Annotated in this window: 17 protein-coding genes and 1 tRNA gene; 7 read left to right on the top strand and 11 right to left on the bottom strand. The window is 67.5% G+C overall.

All coding sequences use genetic code 11. The features are described from left to right. Window positions 1-4 precede the first annotated feature (4 nt). The gene (gene acs, locus BLW00_RS16770) at window positions 5-1,963 is read left to right on the top strand and encodes an acetate--CoA ligase (protein WP_092556335.1); all 1,959 of its coding nucleotides are present in this window, start codon (window positions 5-7) and stop codon (window positions 1,961-1,963) included. A gap of 71 nt (window positions 1,964-2,034) precedes the next feature. On the opposite strand, the gene BLW00_RS16765 is transcribed toward acs, so the two are convergent. Beyond that, a complete protein-coding gene (locus BLW00_RS16765; RefSeq protein WP_092556333.1) occupies window positions 2,035-2,505 on the bottom strand; it encodes a RidA family protein in 471 nt (156 codons plus the stop codon). A 5-nt stretch (window positions 2,506-2,510) separates the two neighbouring features. Beyond that, window positions 2,511-2,675 (bottom strand): DUF4177 domain-containing protein, encoded by a 165-nt coding sequence (locus tag BLW00_RS23830; protein ID WP_217634411.1) that lies wholly within the window; start codon window positions 2,673-2,675, stop codon window positions 2,511-2,513. Window positions 2,676-2,784: 109 nt separating this feature from the next. On the opposite strand from BLW00_RS23830, the gene BLW00_RS16760 reads away from it, so the two are divergent. The 3 genes from BLW00_RS16760 to BLW00_RS16750 all read left to right on the top strand — a co-directional run bounded on the left by BLW00_RS16760 (window position 2,785) and on the right by BLW00_RS16750 (window position 6,319). Next, entirely contained in the window at window positions 2,785-5,229 is a 2,445-nt protein-coding gene (locus BLW00_RS16760) for a transglycosylase domain-containing protein (RefSeq protein ID WP_245741642.1), read from the top strand. A 1-nt stretch (window position 5,230) separates the two neighbouring features. Then, window positions 5,231-6,163, top strand: coding sequence for a metallophosphoesterase (locus BLW00_RS16755; protein WP_092556329.1), 933 nt, complete (start codon window positions 5,231-5,233; stop codon window positions 6,161-6,163). An 82-nt stretch (window positions 6,164-6,245) separates the two neighbouring features. Then, window positions 6,246-6,319: transfer RNA gene (locus BLW00_RS16750), tRNA-Pro, on the top strand. Window positions 6,320-6,410: 91 nt separating this feature from the next. Here BLW00_RS16750 and BLW00_RS16745 read toward each other — a convergent pair. The 4 genes from BLW00_RS16745 to BLW00_RS16730 all read right to left on the bottom strand — a co-directional run bounded on the left by BLW00_RS16745 (window position 6,411) and on the right by BLW00_RS16730 (window position 9,196). Next, the gene (locus BLW00_RS16745) at window positions 6,411-6,746 is read right to left on the bottom strand and encodes a hypothetical protein (RefSeq protein ID WP_092556327.1); all 336 of its coding nucleotides are present in this window, start codon (window positions 6,744-6,746) and stop codon (window positions 6,411-6,413) included. 65 nt (window positions 6,747-6,811) lie between these two features. Continuing rightward, window positions 6,812-7,240: a hypothetical protein gene (locus BLW00_RS16740; protein WP_139256768.1), complete on the bottom strand. Its 429-nt coding sequence runs from the start codon at window positions 7,238-7,240 to the stop codon at window positions 6,812-6,814. 63 nt (window positions 7,241-7,303) lie between these two features. Continuing rightward, window positions 7,304-7,915: a thymidine kinase gene (locus tag BLW00_RS16735; protein ID WP_092556323.1), complete on the bottom strand. Its 612-nt coding sequence runs from the start codon at window positions 7,913-7,915 to the stop codon at window positions 7,304-7,306. 222 nt (window positions 7,916-8,137) lie between these two features. Further along, window positions 8,138-9,196 (bottom strand): Rv2578c family radical SAM protein, encoded by a 1,059-nt coding sequence (locus BLW00_RS16730; RefSeq protein ID WP_139256767.1) that lies wholly within the window; start codon window positions 9,194-9,196, stop codon window positions 8,138-8,140. Window positions 9,197-9,275: 79 nt separating this feature from the next. Between BLW00_RS16730 and BLW00_RS16725 the strand changes: the two genes are divergently transcribed. Next, entirely contained in the window at window positions 9,276-10,133 is an 858-nt protein-coding gene (locus tag BLW00_RS16725) for a class I SAM-dependent methyltransferase (RefSeq protein WP_092556321.1), read from the top strand. Here BLW00_RS16725 and BLW00_RS16720 read toward each other — a convergent pair. Next, the gene (locus BLW00_RS16720; protein WP_092556319.1) at window positions 10,121-10,507 is read right to left on the bottom strand and encodes a VOC family protein; all 387 of its coding nucleotides are present in this window, start codon (window positions 10,505-10,507) and stop codon (window positions 10,121-10,123) included. The two genes, BLW00_RS16725 and BLW00_RS16720, sit on opposite strands and share 13 nt — an antisense overlap. 293 nt (window positions 10,508-10,800) lie before the next feature. Here BLW00_RS16720 and BLW00_RS16715 point away from each other — a divergent pair, with 293 nt between their 5' ends. Then, entirely contained in the window at window positions 10,801-11,043 is a 243-nt protein-coding gene (locus tag BLW00_RS16715; RefSeq protein WP_139256766.1) for a hypothetical protein, read from the top strand. 16 nt (window positions 11,044-11,059) lie between these two features. Here BLW00_RS16715 and BLW00_RS16710 read toward each other — a convergent pair whose 3' ends face one another. Further along, window positions 11,060-12,007: a ThiF family adenylyltransferase gene (locus BLW00_RS16710; protein ID WP_092556316.1), complete on the bottom strand. Its 948-nt coding sequence runs from the start codon at window positions 12,005-12,007 to the stop codon at window positions 11,060-11,062. Then, complete coding sequence (locus BLW00_RS16705; protein WP_092556314.1) at window positions 12,004-12,807, bottom strand: hypothetical protein; 804 nt, start codon at window positions 12,805-12,807, stop codon at window positions 12,004-12,006. Before BLW00_RS16705 ends, BLW00_RS16710 begins: the two co-directional genes overlap by 4 nt. A 192-nt stretch (window positions 12,808-12,999) precedes the next feature. On the opposite strand from BLW00_RS16705, the gene BLW00_RS16700 reads away from it, so the two are divergent. Continuing rightward, window positions 13,000-13,872, top strand: a complete 873-nt coding sequence (locus BLW00_RS16700) for a TetR/AcrR family transcriptional regulator (RefSeq protein ID WP_175494335.1) — start codon at window positions 13,000-13,002, stop codon at window positions 13,870-13,872. Here the strand turns inward: BLW00_RS16700 and BLW00_RS16695 are convergent. Further along, on the bottom strand, window positions 13,851-15,053 hold the full coding sequence (locus BLW00_RS16695) for a hypothetical protein (protein WP_092556310.1): 1,203 nt from the start codon (window positions 15,051-15,053) through the stop codon (window positions 13,851-13,853). The two genes, BLW00_RS16700 and BLW00_RS16695, sit on opposite strands and share 22 nt — an antisense overlap. Beyond that, window positions 15,050-16,255, bottom strand: coding sequence for a sensor histidine kinase (locus tag BLW00_RS16690; protein ID WP_139256765.1), 1,206 nt, complete (start codon window positions 16,253-16,255; stop codon window positions 15,050-15,052). Before BLW00_RS16690 ends, BLW00_RS16695 begins: the two co-directional genes overlap by 4 nt. Window positions 16,256-16,306: the final 51 nt, after the last annotated feature.

Raw genomic sequence — 16,306 nt, 5'->3', positions numbered from 1 at the left:
GAGCATGACCACGAACAACATCGACAACCTCATGCACGAGTCGCGCAGGTTCCCGCCGAGCGAGGAGTTCGCCGCCGGTTCCGCGGAGACCCGCCGTCTCTACGAGGAGGCTGCTGCCGATCGCGAGGGCTTCTGGGCGAACCAGGCGCGCGAGCTGCTGCACTGGCACAAGCCCTTCACCCGCACGCTCGACTGGACGAATCCGCCCTTCGCGAAGTGGTTCGACGACGGTGAGCTCAACGTCGCCTACAACTGCCTCGACCGCCACGTGCTCGCCGGCCTCGGCGACCGCGTCGCCCTCCACTGGGAGGGCGAGCCGGGCGACCAGCGCAGCATCACCTACGCCGAGCTGACGGCCGAGGTGAAGAAGGCCGCGAACCTACTCGCCGCGCTCGGCATCGGAGCCGGCGACCGCGTGGCGATCTACCTTCCGGTCATCCCCGAGGCCGTCATCGCGATGCTCGCGGTGGCCCGGCTCGGCGCCATCCACTCCGTCGTGTTCGGCGGCTTCAGCGCCGAGAGCCTGCGCGCCCGCATCGACGACGCCGAGGCCAAGCTCGTCATCACCGCTGACGGCGGCTACCGCAAGGGCAAGGTTTTCCCGCTGAAGGCCGCCGTCGACGCGGCCCTGACCCTCACCGACGAAGCGAGCACCGTCACGAACGTGCTCGTGGTGAAGCGCGGCGGCAACGAGGTCGAATGGACCCACGGCCGCGATCTCTGGTGGCACGACGAGATCGCGCAGGTCGACTCCGAGCACACCGCGAAGGCGTTCCCGGCCGAGAATCCGCTCTTCATCCTCTACACCAGCGGCACCACGGGAAAGCCCAAGGGCATCCTGCACACCAGCGGCGGCTACCTCACGCAGGTCGCGTTCACGCATCGGCAGGTCTTCGACCTCAAGCCCGAGACGGATGTCTACTGGTGCACGGCCGACGTCGGCTGGGTGACCGGCCACAGCTACACGGTCTACGGTCCGCTCGCGAACGGCACCACCCAGGTGCTCTACGAGGGCACACCCGACACCCCGCATCCGGGTCGCTGGTGGGAGATCATCCAGAAGTACGGGGTCACCACCCTCTACACGGCGCCGACCGCCATCCGCACCTTCATGAAGTTGGGACGCCAGATCCCCGCCGAATTCGACCTCAGCAGCCTGCGACTGCTCGGCTCGGTCGGCGAACCGATCAACCCGGAGGCCTGGATCTGGTATCGCGAGGTCATCGGCGGCAACACCACGCCCGTCGTCGACACCTGGTGGCAGACCGAGACCGGCGCCATCATGATCTCCGCCCTGCCCGGCGTCACCACCCTCAAGCCCGGGTCGGCGCAGGTTCCGGTGCCCGGCATCGCGATCGACATCGTGACGGATGACGGCACCCCTGTGGGCGAAGACGAAGGCGGCCTACTCGTGGTCACCGAGCCCTGGCCGGCCATGCTCCGGGGCATCTGGGGCGATCCGGAACGTTTCAAGGAGACCTACTGGGAGAAGTTCGGCGACAAGTACTTCGCCGGCGACGGCGCCCGCTACGACAAAGACGGCGACATCTGGCTGATGGGCCGCGTCGACGACGTGATGAACGTGTCGGGGCACCGCCTGTCGACGGCCGAGATCGAATCGAGCCTGGTGTCGCATCCGATGGTCGCCGAAGCGGCCGTGGTGGGCGCGAGCGACGAGACCACCGGACAGGCGGTCGTGGCGTTCGTCATCACCCGAGCCAGCCAAGCGGATGCCGCCGGCAAAGACGACGCGGCCGCCGTGCTGCGGGCGCACGTCGCGCAGCAGATCGGCGCGATCGCCCGGCCGCGTCAGATCTTCATCGTCTCCGAGCTGCCGAAGACGCGCTCGGGCAAGATCATTCGCCGCCTCCTGCGCGACGTGGCCGAGGGTCGCGAGATCGGCGACACCACCACCCTCGCCGACACATCCGTCATGACCCTCATCAGCGAAACCCTGCGCTGACCTCGGCGAGACGTCAAAATCCGCCCGAAAACGCGACTTTTCGGGCGGATTTTGACGTCTCGCGAGGAGGGTTAGGCGAATTCGACGATGAGCTCGACCTCGACCGGGGAATCCAAGGGCAGCACCGCGACGCCGACGGCGGAGCGGGCGTGCACGCCGCGGTCGCCGAACACGTCGACCAGGAACTCCGACGCCCCGTTGATGACGCCGGGCTGCCCGGTGAACGAGGGATCGGATGCGACGAAGCCGGTGACCTTCACCACGCGCGTCACGCGATCCAGCGAACCGAGCACGCTCTCCACCGCGGCGAGGGCGTTGAGGGCCGCGACCTGCGCGAATTCCTTCGCCGCCGACGGCGAGACCAGGAGCGGGCCGTCGCCGACCTTGCCGGTCTGCGGGAGCTGGCCGCCGACGAACGGCAGCTGGCCCGCGGTGAAGACGAGGTTGCCCGAGACGAGGGCCGGGGTGTAGGCCCCGGCGGGCGCCGACACGGAGGGCAGGCTGATTCCCAGGTCGGCCAGGCGATCGCTGATCTGCGACATCCGGGTCACTTCCCTTCGCTTGCGACGGGGCGCTTCAGATAGGCCACGAGCCCGCCTTCCGGGCCGGTGACGATCTGAACGAGCTCCCAGCCGTCCGATCCCCAGGTGTTCAGAATCGCGGCGGTGTTGTGGATCATGAGCGGTGTCGTCACGTATTCCCAGGCAGGCACAGGGCCCCTTTCACGGCTATTTGTAGGTTTGTCGCTTACCCTTGATCCTATGTCTGCCCCGAAAGCCACGGCTAGCGGTGTGGTCGGGGCCATTCTCGGCATAGTAGGGATGAGCGCAATCGCGGGCATCCTCGTCACTGCCATGGTCACGCCCGCGCTCGCTGTCACCGGCATTGCCGCGAACAACTCCATCGGTATGTTCGAGAACCTCCCGAGCTACATCAAGCCCGATGCGCTCGCCGAGAAGACGAACATCTACGCGACGAAGAGCGACGGCACCCCCGTGCTGCTCGCCTCGGTGTTCGAGCAGAACCGCGAAGAGGTGGGCTGGGACCAGATCTCCCAGTACGTGAAGGATGCGGTGATCGCCACCGAAGACCCCCGCTTCTACAGCCACGGCGGCGTCGACATCGCGTCGACCCTGCGTGCGGCGGCGGGCAACGCGCTCGAGACCTCCGCGAGCGGTGCGTCGACGATCTCGATGCAGTACGTGCGCAACATCCTGGTACAGAAGGCCGAGGCCATCCAAGACGAGGCGGAGCGCGACGCCGCGTACGCCGAGGCCACGAAGACCTCGGTCGACCGCAAGCTGAAAGAGATGAAGCTCGCGATCGGCCTCGAGAAGGAGTTCTCGAAAGACGACATCCTGCTCGGCTACCTCAACATCGCCCCCTTCGGCGGGCGGGTCTACGGCATCCAGTCGGCAGCGCAGTACTACTTCGGGGTCAACGCCTCCGACCTGACAGTCGCCCAGGCGGCCAGCCTGATCGCCACGGTGAACGAGCCCAACGGCCTGCGTATCGACCAGGAAGAGAACATCCCCGACAACCAGGCGCGTCGCGACAAAGACGTGCTGCCCGCGATGCTCAAGGAGCACAAGATCACGCAGGCGCAGTACGACGAGGCCATCGCGACGCCCGTGACGGCGAACATCGTGCAACCGTCGACCGGTTGTCAGACCGCCAACCCCATCGGGGCCGGGTTCTTCTGCGACTACATCACGCACGTCGTGAAGAACGACCCCGCCTTCGGCGCCGACGAAGACACGCGGTGGACGAACTTCAAGACCGGCGGTTACCAGATCTACACGACGCTCGACGTCGATCTGCAGACCGCGGCCAAGAGCGCCATCGACAACTACGTGCCCTACACCTACGACTTCGACCTCGGCGGCGCACTCGTGACAGTGGAGCCCGGCACCGGGCGCATCCTCGCGATGGTGCAGAACAAGGACTTCAGCGACGATCCCGAGGTCACGGCCACCAACCTGGGTGCTTCGGCGATCAACTACAGCACCGATTACGACTACGGCGGATCGACCGGATTCCAGGTGGGCTCGACCTACAAGATCTTCACCCTCGCCGAATGGCTGAAGACCGGCCACTCACTGGGCGACGTGATCAACGGAAACCCCGGCACGCTGAATCTCGCGCAGTTCAAGGACAGCTGCACCGGCGGCAACGGCGGCACGTACTCGGTGAAGAACGACGGCGGATCGGCGCCCGGAAACGTCACCGTGATGCAGGCCACGCGCGACTCGGTCAACCTCGCCTTCCTGCGCATGGCGCAGAAGCTCGACCAGTGCGAGATCCGCAAGACGGCGGAGGCCTTCGGAGTGCACCGGGCCGACGGCGACCCCCTCGGCGAGAACCCGGCCGACGTGCTGGGCACGAACGAGATCGCCCCGCTCACGATGGCAGCGGCCTTCGCGGCCGTGGCCAACCAGGGCACCTACTGCTCGCCCATCGCGATCAGCAAGATCCTGGATTCGTCCGGCAACGAGCTCCCCGCTCCCCAGTCGACCTGCACCCAGGCTGTCGATCCGACGATCGCAGCAGCCATGACGGTCGCGCTCCAGGGCGTCATCAACGGCGGCACCGGCTCGCAGTCGAACCCGAACGACGGCATTCCGCACTTCGGCAAGACCGGAACCACCGACTCCGAGAAGGACACCTGGTTCGTGGGCGCGAGCACCAAGCTCGCCACGGCCGTGTGGATCGGGAACGTCGTGGGCACCGTGTCGATCAGGAACACCTCCATCAACGGCGAGAGCGGCGGAAACGTGCGTCACGACGTGTGGAAGCAGTACATGACGGATGCCGACGGCAAGTATGGCGGCGACGCCTTCCCCGACGCTCCGTCACTGCTCCGGAACGGCGTGCAGGTACAGATCCCGAACATCGCGGGAATGTCGGTCGACGACGCGAAGGCCGCCCTCACCGCGGCGGGCTTCGACTACGACGACGGCGGCGTGATCGACTCGGTGCAGCCGGCCAACAAGGTCGACAGCAGTTCGCCGAGCGGCACGGCGTCGAAGGGGTCGACCGTCACCGTCTTCACCTCGAACGGCCAGCTGCGCACCGTGCCCAACGTGGTCGGGATGAGCCCCGACGACGCGAAGAAGGCCATCACCGGTGCGGGTATCGAGGCGGGCCAGATCGTGTTCGACGGCCCGTCGTCGGGCAATGCCAAGGTCACGGCCACGAACCCCGGGGCGGGAAATCCGATCCGGTTCGGAACCGACAGGCTCAGGGTCACCACGAAGGCGGGCTAGGGTGACTGCTGCCACCCGGGCCACCGCGACTTCGCTCGGCGTCGTCGCGGTGGCCGGAGCTGCGGCGTTCGCCTATGGCACCTTCGTCGAGCGTCGGCAGTACACCCTGCGCACGGCGACCGTGCCGGTGCTGCCGGCCGGCGCAGCCGACATCCGGGTGCTCCACATCTCCGATCTGCACATGGCGCCCTGGCAGACCGACAAACAGGAGTGGATTCGCGGCCTCGCGCGCTTGAACCCGCACCTGATCGTCGACACCGGCGACAACCTCGGTCACCGCGACGGCATCCCGGGGGTGCAGGCGGCCTTCGACGTCTTCCGCGGCGTTCCCGGCGTCTACGTGAACGGCTCGAACGACTACTTCGGGCCTTCGTTCAAGAACCCGCTGCGCTACTTCATGGGCCCCTCCAAACACACCGGCACCGCCGAGCGGCTCGACACCGAGCGGCTCGAGGCGTATTTCGACTCGCTCGGCTGGAAGAATCTCAACAACCGCGCCGCCACCACCGACGTGAACGGCACGATCATCGATTTCTTCGGCGTGGACGATCCGCACCGGCACTACGACAAGCTGGAGCGCATCCCCGGCGCTCTCGACGAGCTCCGGGAGGAAGACGACCGCGGTCCGCGTCTCACCATCGGTGTGGCCCACGCCCCCTATCAATACGTGCTGAACTCCTTCGTGACCCACGGCGCGGAGATCATTTTTGCGGGGCACACGCACGGCGGACAGGTCTGCGTGCCGGGTTATGGCGCGATCGTCACCAACTGCGACATCCCGCGCAAGCAGGTCAAGGGTCTGAGTCTCTGGCGGCACGGCTTCCACTCGGCCTACCTCAACGTCTCCGCGGGCCTCGGCACCTCGATCTATGCCCCGTTCCGGTTCGCCTGCCGCCCCGAGGCGACACTGCTGACGCTCACCGCCAGGGCGTGAGCGGGAGCGGTCTCCGGCTGCAGGAATTTCGGCTATCCTTGTTAAGGCCTCAGCCGCGGTTTGCGCTGGAGCACACACACCTCGGGGTGTGGCGCAGCTTGGTAGCGCGCCTCGTTCGGGACGAGGAGGTCGTGGGTTCGAATCCCGCTACCCCGACGAAACAGAACCGGCCGGAGACATCGTCTCCGGCCGGTTCTTCGTTTTCACGGGCAGGTCGCCGAGGCGACGTCACCATCCCGGGCCGACGTCACCCGGGGCTGTCGATGTCGAAACGGTCGAATTCGCTGTGCGACACGGCGGCCGCGCGCGGCATGTCGAGTGAGCGGATGCGCCGCCGCATGCCGTCGAGCAGCGCGTCGTCCTGCGGGTCGGCGTAGCTGGACTCGATGGGCCGGCTGATGAACTGGCTGGCCGGCCCGATCACGAGTTGCACCGAGGTGGGCCGCCCGTCGTCGTCGACGACCGGGATGTCCACGGTCTCCGCCCGTTCGTTCTGACCGAGTGCCGCTGCGAGCTGCAACAGCGTGTCGGCGATGACGTCCGCCGTCGAGAACGTCAAGCCTGCATAGGAGACACTCTTCATCTCTCCACCATGCTCCTGGTCACCCGGAGCGGCAACCCCGGCCGACCGGCCGGCGCGAGCGGCGGCTACTTCGCGGCGGCCGTCACGGTGACGGTGAACGACACGGTGGAATCGGTCTCGGAGTTCGAGAGCACGACATCCGCTGTGCCCTCGGTCAACGGCTTGAGACCCGGGTTGAACTGTGCGCTGCCGTCGTCTTTGCCGGGCACGAACTCCACCACCGATTCGTCGGAGATCTTCGCCGTCCAGGCGGCCACGTTCTCGTCGTCTCCCGTCACCAGGTCGACCACGTTGTCGAGCGGCACCTCGACGGTCGTTCCGTCGGCGTCGGCCAACTCGACGATGATCGGGGGGAGCACGGAGTTCGAGGTGGCGCTGCTGGTGGGGTTCGAGCCGGAATCGGTGCCGCTCGTCGTCGAGCAGGCCGAGAGTCCGAGGGCCGCGGCGCCGACGATGGCGAAAGCGGCGAGAACTCGAGTCGTCTGGTGATGCATCATTGCCCCCTGGGATGTTCGCTGTGTGTTCGGATCAACGGCTAAAACGTAGCAGTTCGCCGCTCAGATCCGGCCGAGCACACCGTGGGACTCTTCGAGGTAGCAGGCACCGCAGAGCGACTCATAGGTCACGTCTTCGCCGTCGATCGCCACCTGAGCGCCATCGAACACATAGCGATCGCCGATCTTGCGGGCGTTGAAGATGGCCTTGCGCCCGCAGCGACAGATGGTCTTGAGTTCTTCGAGACTGTGCGCGACCTCGAGCAGCCGGATGCTGCCGGGGAAGCCGGCGGTCTGGAAATCGCTCCGGATGCCGTAGGCCAGCACGGGCACGCCGTCCATGATGGCGATGCGCAGCGCGTCGTCGACCTGTGCCGGCGTGAGGAACTGCGCCTCGTCGATGAGCAGGCAGTTCACGTCGACCCCGGTCTCGGCCACGATCTCGTCGCGCCGGGCAGCGAACTCGACCCGCACGTCGGTGTCGGGCGCGATCAGGAAGTCGGCGTCGCGAGTGACCCCCAGGCGCGAGACGATCTGCATGTCGCCTTTGGTGTCGATCGCGGGCTTCGCGATGAGCACCTGCTGACCGCGCTCCTCGTAGTTGTAGGCGGCCTGCAGCATCGCGGTGCTCTTGCCGCTGTTCATCGCCCCGAACCGGAAATACAGTTTCGCCACCCGAATACCTTATGCCCCTTCTCCATGCCTCGGTCGAGGGTGACCCGGAGGGTGAATTGACCGGGTTTCGCCACAGTTGTACCCGTTCGCAGCGCACCATTGAGTCATCAGTTCACCCGAATTGCAGACCGATCGCAGATTCCCCATCCTCGCGATCGGTCGCCTGACCGGCCGTTGGTTCCCCATCCCGCGGCCGGTCTTCTTCTTTTCTGACGACGCTCATCAGAACAGCATCGGCTGGCTGTCGCCCACCGGCCCGAAACTCGGGCCCACCGGCTTGTCGAGCCGCCCCGGCGGGGCCACTCCCCCGGTGACACCCGACGGCCGGCTGCGGTTGAGCCCGTGCTTGCGCACCAGCGGCCGCATCCGTTCGGAGAGCCACTCTCGGTATTCCTTCGGCGCATAGGTTCCCTTCGCGTAGATGCGCGCATAGGCCGACACGAGCTCCGGATGCTCGCGGCTGAGCCAGGCCATGAACCACTCCTTCACACCCGGCTTGAGATGGAGCGCCGAATAGACGATGCTCGACGCCCCGGCTTCTGCCACCCGGGCGAGCGCCCGGTCGAGATGCTCCACCGAGTCGGTGAGCAGCGGCAGGATCGGCATCAGGAACACCTGGCACTCGAGACCCTTCTCGCGCACCGCCGTGACCGTGGCCAGCCTCGCCTTGGTGCTCGGGGTGCCGGGCTCGATCGACTGCTGCAACTCGTCGTCGTAGACCGCGATCGACATCGCGATGCTCACCGGCACGACCTCGGCGGCCGACGCGATCAACCCCAGATCGCGCCGCAGCAGAGAGCCCTTGGTGAGGATGGAGAACGGTGTGCCCGACCCGGCGAGCGCCTCGATGATCGACGGCATCAGCGCATACCGCCCCTCGGCCCGCTGGTAGGGATCGGTGTTGGTGCCGAGCGCGACCGACGGGTGCTGCCACGACTTTCGTGTGACCTCGCGGGTGAGCACCTCGCCGACGTTCACCTTCACCACGATCTGCTGATCGAAGTCCTTCCCGGCGTCGAGTTCGAGATAGCCGTGGGTGGGCCGGGCGAAGCAGTAGACGCAGGCGTGCGAGCAGCCGCGATAGGGATTGATCGTCCAGGCGAAAGGCATCACCTTGCTGGCTCCGGACACGTGGTTGAGTGCGCTCTTCGCGAGCACCTCGTGAAAGGTGATGCCCGCGAACTCCGGCGTCTGCACCGACCGCACGAGATTGTTCAGCCGCGCGAGCCCGGGCAACGTCGAGGGCGCTTCGGTGTCGAGGGTCTGTCCGTTCCAGCGCATGAAGAGATTCGAACATACATTCGAATATCGGTCAAGTGCGGATGGGGCCACAATGTAACCACACGCGTCAGGAGAGGCGGTGGTCATCGTGCGACACGACAGCGGCTGGGTTTCCCAGATCCAGGCGACCGACCACCTGTCGGCCGGGCAGTACGCGGCCATGGCGGAGTGGATCGCCCCGCAACCGCACAGCACCATCCTCGACATCGGCTGCGGGCCCGGGGGCTTCCTGCCCTACCTGGCCGATATCGCCCCCATGGCACACATCGTGGGGGCCGACCACGACGAGGAATCGCTCGACGCCGCGCGCTCCCTGGTGACCACCCTCGCACTCGGCGACCGGGTGCTGATCGAGCACGGCGATGTCCTCGACCCGGAGAGCCAGCCCGGCCCGTTCGATCTCGTCGTCTCCCGGCAGATGGTGCGGCATCTGCCCGATCAGGTCGACGGCCTGCGCCGGCTCGCCGCCCGGCTCGCGCCCGGCGGCCGGCTGATCGTGGGCGAGGGCGGACTGGTCACGCACTACCTCCCGTTCGAACTCGGCCGGGGCACGCCGGGACTGATGCATCGGCTGGTGATGGCACAGGCCATCCGATACGCCGGGATGCGCGCCGAGCTCGACCATCCGGTCACGTCCCGCTACGGCTGGAACGTGGTGCTCGAACGCGCCGGACTCGTCGTGGAGGAGACGATGAGCTTTCTCTGGGACGTGCCGGCCCCGGTCGCCGACGATGCGCGGGCGCACATCCGCAACACCCTCCTGCGGCTGCTCACCGGCGCCACGCGGAGATACCTCTCCGAGGAGGACATCGAGACGCTGGAGTGGCTGCTCGACCCGGCGAACCCCGACGGCGTCGAGCACCGTCGCGACCTCTTCATCCTGGGCGCAGCGACGCTGCACCGGTGCAGCCTGCCCCGGGCCGCCTACGCCTCGTAGAGCTCGAGCGGCAGCCCGTCGGGGTCGGCGAAGAACATCATGGCATTGCCCGTGTGCGGGTCGGTGCGGAGCTCTTCGCAGGCCACGCCCTTGCCGAGCAGCTCCTCACGCGCATCCGCCACCGAATCGACCTCGAAAGCCAGATGGCGGAGCCCGGTGGCCTCGGGATGCGTCGGCCGCGGGGGCGGGGAGGGAAAGGAGAACAGTTCGATCAGGTACTCGCCGTTCAGCGCCAGATCGCCCATCCAGGAGTCGCGTTCGGCGCGGTAGACCTCGCTCAGCAGCGTGCAGCCGAGCACATCGAGGTAGAAGGCCTTCGAGCGCTCGTAGTCGGTGGCGATGACGGCGATGTGGTGCACGCGGTTCAGTTTCACGAACCGATTCAAGCACGGATGGCCCGGAACGATTTAGCGGGATGAGAGGACCCGATACTCTCATCCCGCAAGGAGACGTCAGCAGGCCTGCCATGTGGTGCCGTTACCCTTACGGCCATGAACCAGGCCCGCGCTCGACGTCCCCGTTGGCCTCACATTACACCGTCGGAGCCGTCGGCGAACGAGGTTGCGCGAGGTTGGCGCGCGGTTCGCGCGCCGCGTCGCAGAACCGGCGCATCATTCGTATTCTGCTCGTAACATGCCGCTAACCTGAGCGGGATAGCCTCGAAGACGTGAACGATATTGTGATCCTTCGAAAGACAGGCACCATCGCCACTCTCGGCCTCGCGGGTCAAGATCCGAAGACCAGCGCGCCGCTCGCCACCGTCTACCTCTTGAAAGACGGCTGGTACATGAAACTCACCCATCGACATGATCGATTCGCGTGGTCGGGGCCGTTCGACGCCCCCGAAGACGCGATCGAGCGCTACACCCCGGCCGACGCGACCGGCCCGCTCCTCCGTCTCGCGGGCTGACCGGCCCAGACGGGAGTCAGGCGTCGCCCGCCCCACGGCGGGCGATGTCGGCGTGGGTGTAGCTGCCCTGCGGATTGCGGCCGAGCCTGTCGCGCACGGCGGCCACGACCACGTGCCGCAGGTGCGTCATGCGCCCTGCCCGCAGGATGCGGCCACGGAACGAGTACGCATCGAGATAGGCCAGCCGCGGCGCCCAGATCGGCCGCCGGCGCCGGTTCGAGACGCCGGCCGTCAGGTGCAGGAAGGCTTGCGTGGTGCCGATCGCGCTGGCGAGGTCGACGCCGGGCGCGATCGACGGGAGCGACACGCTCGAGCCGTCGGGCGCATCCGTCGTCATGGCCACGAGGCCGCGCAGATCGCTGTAGGCCGGGATGTAGGGCAGGAACCGGGAGTAGTCGACCTTCGAGGTGGCGATCTCCTCGAGCGACGCGTTCTCCGGCAGACCCATGAAGCGCTCGAAGGTCCAGCGGCTCTGCGGATGGAAGGAGGTGACCTGGGCGGCGAAGCCGACGTTCACCACGAGGACGTCGGGGATGCCGAGCGCCCGTGCGTGCCGCGCGATGGTGGTGCCGATCTCCGGATGCGTGGTCTCCGACTCGTCGAAGACCAGCGCGGCGCCCTCGAGGAACTCCCCGACGTTCTCCGTGGTGACCCCGTCGCGGTAGACGTGCACCACGGCCGCCGGATTGATCTCCCGCACCTGCTCGCGAAAGACCTCCGCCTTCGACCGGCCGTAGGTGGCCGTGGTCGCCCCGGGCACGCGGTTGGCGTTCTGCGGCTCGAAGTCCTCGGGGTCGGCGATGCTGAAGCTCGCCACACCCATCCGGGCGAGCTTGGTGCCCACCTGGAAGCCGACTCCTCCGACTCCGGCGATCGCGACCCGCGAGGAGAGGAGTGCCTGCTGCTCCGCCTCGCTCCAGAAGCCGTAGTTGCGCGCGAACTCGGGCGAGCCGATCGACTTCATCCGCTTTCGGGCACGGCGTCGACGACGGCCGCCGCGCGCTGGGCTCGCGAGACGCGGCCGAAGTACTCCAGTGCGCCGTCGGCCGCCTCGAGCGTGCCGAGGATGGTGGCGTTGCGCTCGGTGATGCGAGCCGCCGAGCCGGCCAGGTCGAACTCGACCGGCAGGTTGTAGTCGAGGTAGTGCTCGATGTAGCGGGGTTCGCCGATGCGCGAGATGGCGAGCACCCCGGCGAGGTGCCGCTCGAGCCAGGGTTCGATGATGGCGAAGGTGCGGCCGACGTCGTGCGACGAGAAGTAGGCCGACATCAAGGCGAACAGGTGCCACTGGATGAGTTCCTGCATGGCGACCCGCTCGTGCCGGGCGATGACGCGCGAGACCTCGACGCATCCGAGGTCGAGCGGATGGTCGGCGAAGAGCTCGGGACAGAACTCCTCCACCGGCAGAGGACGGTTCTCGCCGTCGGCCCCCTTGATGATGGTGCGGGCCACACCCACGATCCGCACGCCTTCGGGCGCGTTCTCGAGAACGGCGAAGGTCACGGAGCGGGCGTCGTCGGCGTCGCGGTCGGTTCCGTCGGCGGAGAGATCGGACGGATCGAGTTGCCCGGTCTGCTCCACGTAGACTCGTCGACGGAACTCGAAATGCTGCCGATAGACGTCTTCGAAGCCGGGGAGGGCGACACCGTTGACGCCGATGATGCCTGTCGCCAGTCGCGCCTCAGGCTCGACGATGAACGCGGGGGAACCCGCGATGACCGGAATGACCGCCGCGTTGCTTACGGAGCGATCAATTCGTGACACCGCTCAACTTTCGCGAAATCGACTGAGCGACAGTCTTCGTCCGGAGCACTTCGAATCCTCCGTCTTCAGGGGGTGGGTGGCCGCCCGGCGTGTCCGCGCGAAGCACGCTGCCGTTGTCCCGAGCATAGAAGTGCGGCAAGGGGTTTGCAACTTGGGACATTATGTCTCAAAATGGTGCTGAGAGGGGCACGTATGTCTGAGAACAGCTGGACCAAGGCCGGAGCGGGCCGCACTCGCGTGCCCAAAGACGAGGTGCGCGCGAAGCTCCTCGACACCGCCATGGCACTCGTTCAGGCCAACGGTCTGACGGTCGGTTTCGAGCACCTGTTGATGGACGATCTGATCAAGGAAGCCGGTGTTCCGCGGAGCTCCGTCTACCGTATCTGGGAGTCCAAGGAGGCTTTCTTCGAGGAGCTCCTGAGCGAGGTCGCCAACCAGGTCTCCCCCGGCCGGGCCGACGAGGAGTCGCTCGTGGCCACCTGGGAGTACCTCGGATTCCGCGCCGACGAGCTGCGCACCCCCGAGGGCCGCCGCCGCATCCTCGTGGATGTCACGGGCCTGGCCGCCGAGCAGAACTTCGAGTCGGTCACCTCCTCCATCCAGTGGCGCACCTACGTGGCTCTGTCCTCCACCGCTCTCTCCTACCCCGATGCGCGCGTGCGCGAGCGCATCATCGAGGCTCTTCGCAACAGCGAGCTCGCCTTCCTCGATCAGATGGAGGTGTTCTACCGCAACATCGTTCCCGCGGTGGGCTACCGCCTCCGCCCCGACCTCAACGACGACTACCGCCCCCTGGTGGTGGCCGCGGCCGCCATCATCGAGGGTCTCGGCATCGCCCGCACCACCATCCCCGACCTGGTGGAGGGCCGCTACAACGTCGACAACGAGGGCCGGCCGGCCGAGGTGTCGCTCGCCGCGATCTCATATCACGCCATCATCATGGCGTTCATCGTGCCCGACCCGGCCTACGACGCGGAGGCCGCCATCGCCCGGCTCAGCTCCGGCATCGACGAGATGCCTGTGGTGCAGCCGCGCAGCCGCGACTACGACGGCATCGACGACTGAGGCCCCGACGCCGGCCCCGACGCCGGTGCCGGAACGGTCTTCGGTTCGAAGGCGAACAGCATCCGCAGCTCCCCCTCCACGACGCTGACGGTGGAGCGCCCGAACACGGCGTTCATCACGGCGATGGATGAGCCGAACCGCACACGCACGCCGGTCTCACCGCCGTCGTAGGGCGCGAGCAGCAGGATGCTGCGATGCCGGCCCACCTCGCGCAATCGCACCACCACGGGTGAGGCCGATCGCGTGCGCACCGCGACGAGTGTCGTGACGACGGCCCGCAGAGCCACTTTCTGCTCCATGGTGAGGCGCTCCGCGAGGTCGCCCGGGTCGTCGGCCTGCAGGGCGTCCGGATGCGCGCGCGCCAGTCGCTGCAGCCAGGGCAGCGCCATGTCGGTGATGATCACCGAACGCAGCACCGCGGAGATGCGGCGCGCGCGGGCGGCATCCGCCTCGGTCACCTCGCCGCGTTCGAGCACGCCCTCGAGGAACGGCACCACGTCGACCGAGAGCGCTTCACGACCGGATTCGCGGAGCAGTTCCCGCAAACGGATGCGCACCCGTCGGCTGAGCCCGCTCTGCTCGCGCAGTGCGGATTCGGCGGAGCGGGAGAGCAGCAGACTCAACCGGTAGGAGAACACCGACGCCCCCACGCCGAACAGAACAACGGGCGTCGCTGCGATCACCGCCGAGGTGACCGGAGAGGCGAGATCGGGCATGGCGGAGGTCTCGAGCGCGGCGGTGCTGCCGACGATCACCGCACTCACGGCGGTGACCAGGGCGAGATCCCGGCCCGGCCGGAACTCGGAGAACGTCAGGATGACGATGCCCACCACCAGCGGGCCCCAGTTGTCCCAGATCACGTTCGAGGTGCCCCAGGTGCTGACGCTCGAGGCGACACTCGCGAGTACCGCTGCAGCCACCGCGCCGGCCAATCCCCCGAAACGCGCCGGGGAGCGCACCGGATCGGTGACCAGCATCACCAGCACGGCGGCGACGACGACGAATGCGATGGCGACGCCCGCGAAGAACGGATCTCTCACCTCGGCGCCGGCCGTGAGGGTGCGCACGATCGCGTAGATCATCGACCCGATGGCGGCCACGCCGATGAGGGGGTAGATCGAGCGGGCGACGATCGGATCGAGCCTCTGCGGAATGCCCCGCCAGGCCAAGAAGCCGATCATCGGGGTTCCCAGGCGTGTTCGGGTGCCACCGGCAGGGTGAACATGAAGGCGGTTCCGTTACCGGGCGACGTCCAGAGCTGCGTCTGCCCGCCGGCGTCGCGGATGCGGCCCACGATCGACTGCGAGACCCCGAAGCGGTCTCGCGGCACGGCGGCCGGGTCGAAGCCTCGGCCGGCGTCGGCGATCAGCACGACCACCGCGTCCGCCTCGCCGTCGACCACGAGTTCGGCTCGATCGACGCCCGAATGCTGGCGCACGTTCACGAGCACCTGCCGCAGCGCCAGGGCGAGGGCGGAGGCGGAGGCGGGCGTGAAGCGGTGCAGCGACGCGATGTCGCCGGAGACGTCGACCGTGAGGCCCTCGGAGCGGCTCGCCGCCACGACAGCGGCCAGCTCGGCCGGCAAGCCGCCGTCGCGGGGGGCCGCTCCCGGCACTGCTGTCTCATCGGGCCACCAGGAGCCCTCGGCGATCAAGGCCAGATCGCGCTGGATCGCTTGCCGCTGCGACTCCCCGAGCGGGCCGGGCACCTGGTGCGAGAGCACGGTCAACTCGCTCAGCACGGTGTCGTGGAAGAGGGCGACGACCTGCGACTCGAGCTCCTGCTGGTAGTGCATGGCGTCGGCGTCGCGTCGGGCCCGGGCGACCGCGCGCTGGTCGCCTTGGGTGCGACGGCGCAGCAGCAGATCGGCGGCGCAGATGACGATCACGACGGCGGTGGAGGCTGCGGTCATGAAGTCGAACGTCGGGAAGCGACCGGCCTCGAGCGCCGCGGCGGTCACGGCGAGCTGGCCGACCACGTAGGCGCTGCAGATGAGCACGAGCGACTGGACGCCGAGCAGACGCGGCGCGACCGTGTAGACCACGGCGATCTGCGGCAGGGCGAGGATGAACGGCGACTCGACGATCGCCTCCGGAGCGTTGGAGAGGAGGATGGAGGAGTAGAAGCCGATGCACACCGCGGCGATGAGCAGGTAGGCGATGGCCACGAACAGCGAGTGCTGGAAGTGCCGCAGAACCATCAAGGCGCCGATCGGCACCAGGAAGAGCAGTGCGAGCCACACGTCATAAGGCGAGTTGACGTTGCGCAGTACGACGAGGGCAGCAGCGATCACGAGCGCGCTCGAGCCCAGCGCCAGCGAGGCGCTCGAAAGGGCGAGCACGGCGCTCCGCCCGCTCGCCTCGCGCGGCATCCCCAGCGTCATCGGCACCCCCAACGATCCCCCTCGAGTCTCGCACGACGGGTGCGGACCTTC

Origin of the sequence: Herbiconiux ginsengi (assembly GCF_900107435.1) — a bacterium.
Taxonomy (GTDB): Bacteria; Actinomycetota; Actinomycetes; order Actinomycetales; family Microbacteriaceae; genus Herbiconiux; species Herbiconiux ginsengi.
This window is presented reverse-complemented; position numbering and strand designations above follow the sequence as displayed.

Coding starts and splice junctions, on each gene's coding strand:
- acs (WP_092556335.1), top strand. CDS start 5: ATGACCACGAACAACATCGACAACCTCATGCACGAGTCGCGCAGGTTC.
- BLW00_RS16765 (WP_092556333.1), bottom strand. CDS start 2,505: ATGTCGCAGATCAGCGATCGCCTGGCCGACCTGGGAATCAGCCTGCCC.
- BLW00_RS16760 (WP_245741642.1), top strand. CDS start 2,785: ATGAGCGCAATCGCGGGCATCCTCGTCACTGCCATGGTCACGCCCGCG.
- BLW00_RS16745 (WP_092556327.1), bottom strand. CDS start 6,746: ATGAAGAGTGTCTCCTATGCAGGCTTGACGTTCTCGACGGCGGACGTC.
- BLW00_RS16740 (WP_139256768.1), bottom strand. CDS start 7,240: ATGCATCACCAGACGACTCGAGTTCTCGCCGCTTTCGCCATCGTCGGC.
- BLW00_RS16730 (WP_139256767.1), bottom strand. CDS start 9,196: ATGCGCTGGAACGGACAGACCCTCGACACCGAAGCGCCCTCGACGTTG.
- BLW00_RS16710 (WP_092556316.1), bottom strand. CDS start 12,007: ATGAAGTCGATCGGCTCGCCCGAGTTCGCGCGCAACTACGGCTTCTGG.
- BLW00_RS16700 (WP_175494335.1), top strand. CDS start 13,000: ATGTCTGAGAACAGCTGGACCAAGGCCGGAGCGGGCCGCACTCGCGTG.
- BLW00_RS16695 (WP_092556310.1), bottom strand. CDS start 15,053: ATGATCGGCTTCTTGGCCTGGCGGGGCATTCCGCAGAGGCTCGATCCG.
- BLW00_RS16690 (WP_139256765.1), bottom strand. CDS start 16,255: ATGACGCTGGGGATGCCGCGCGAGGCGAGCGGGCGGAGCGCCGTGCTC.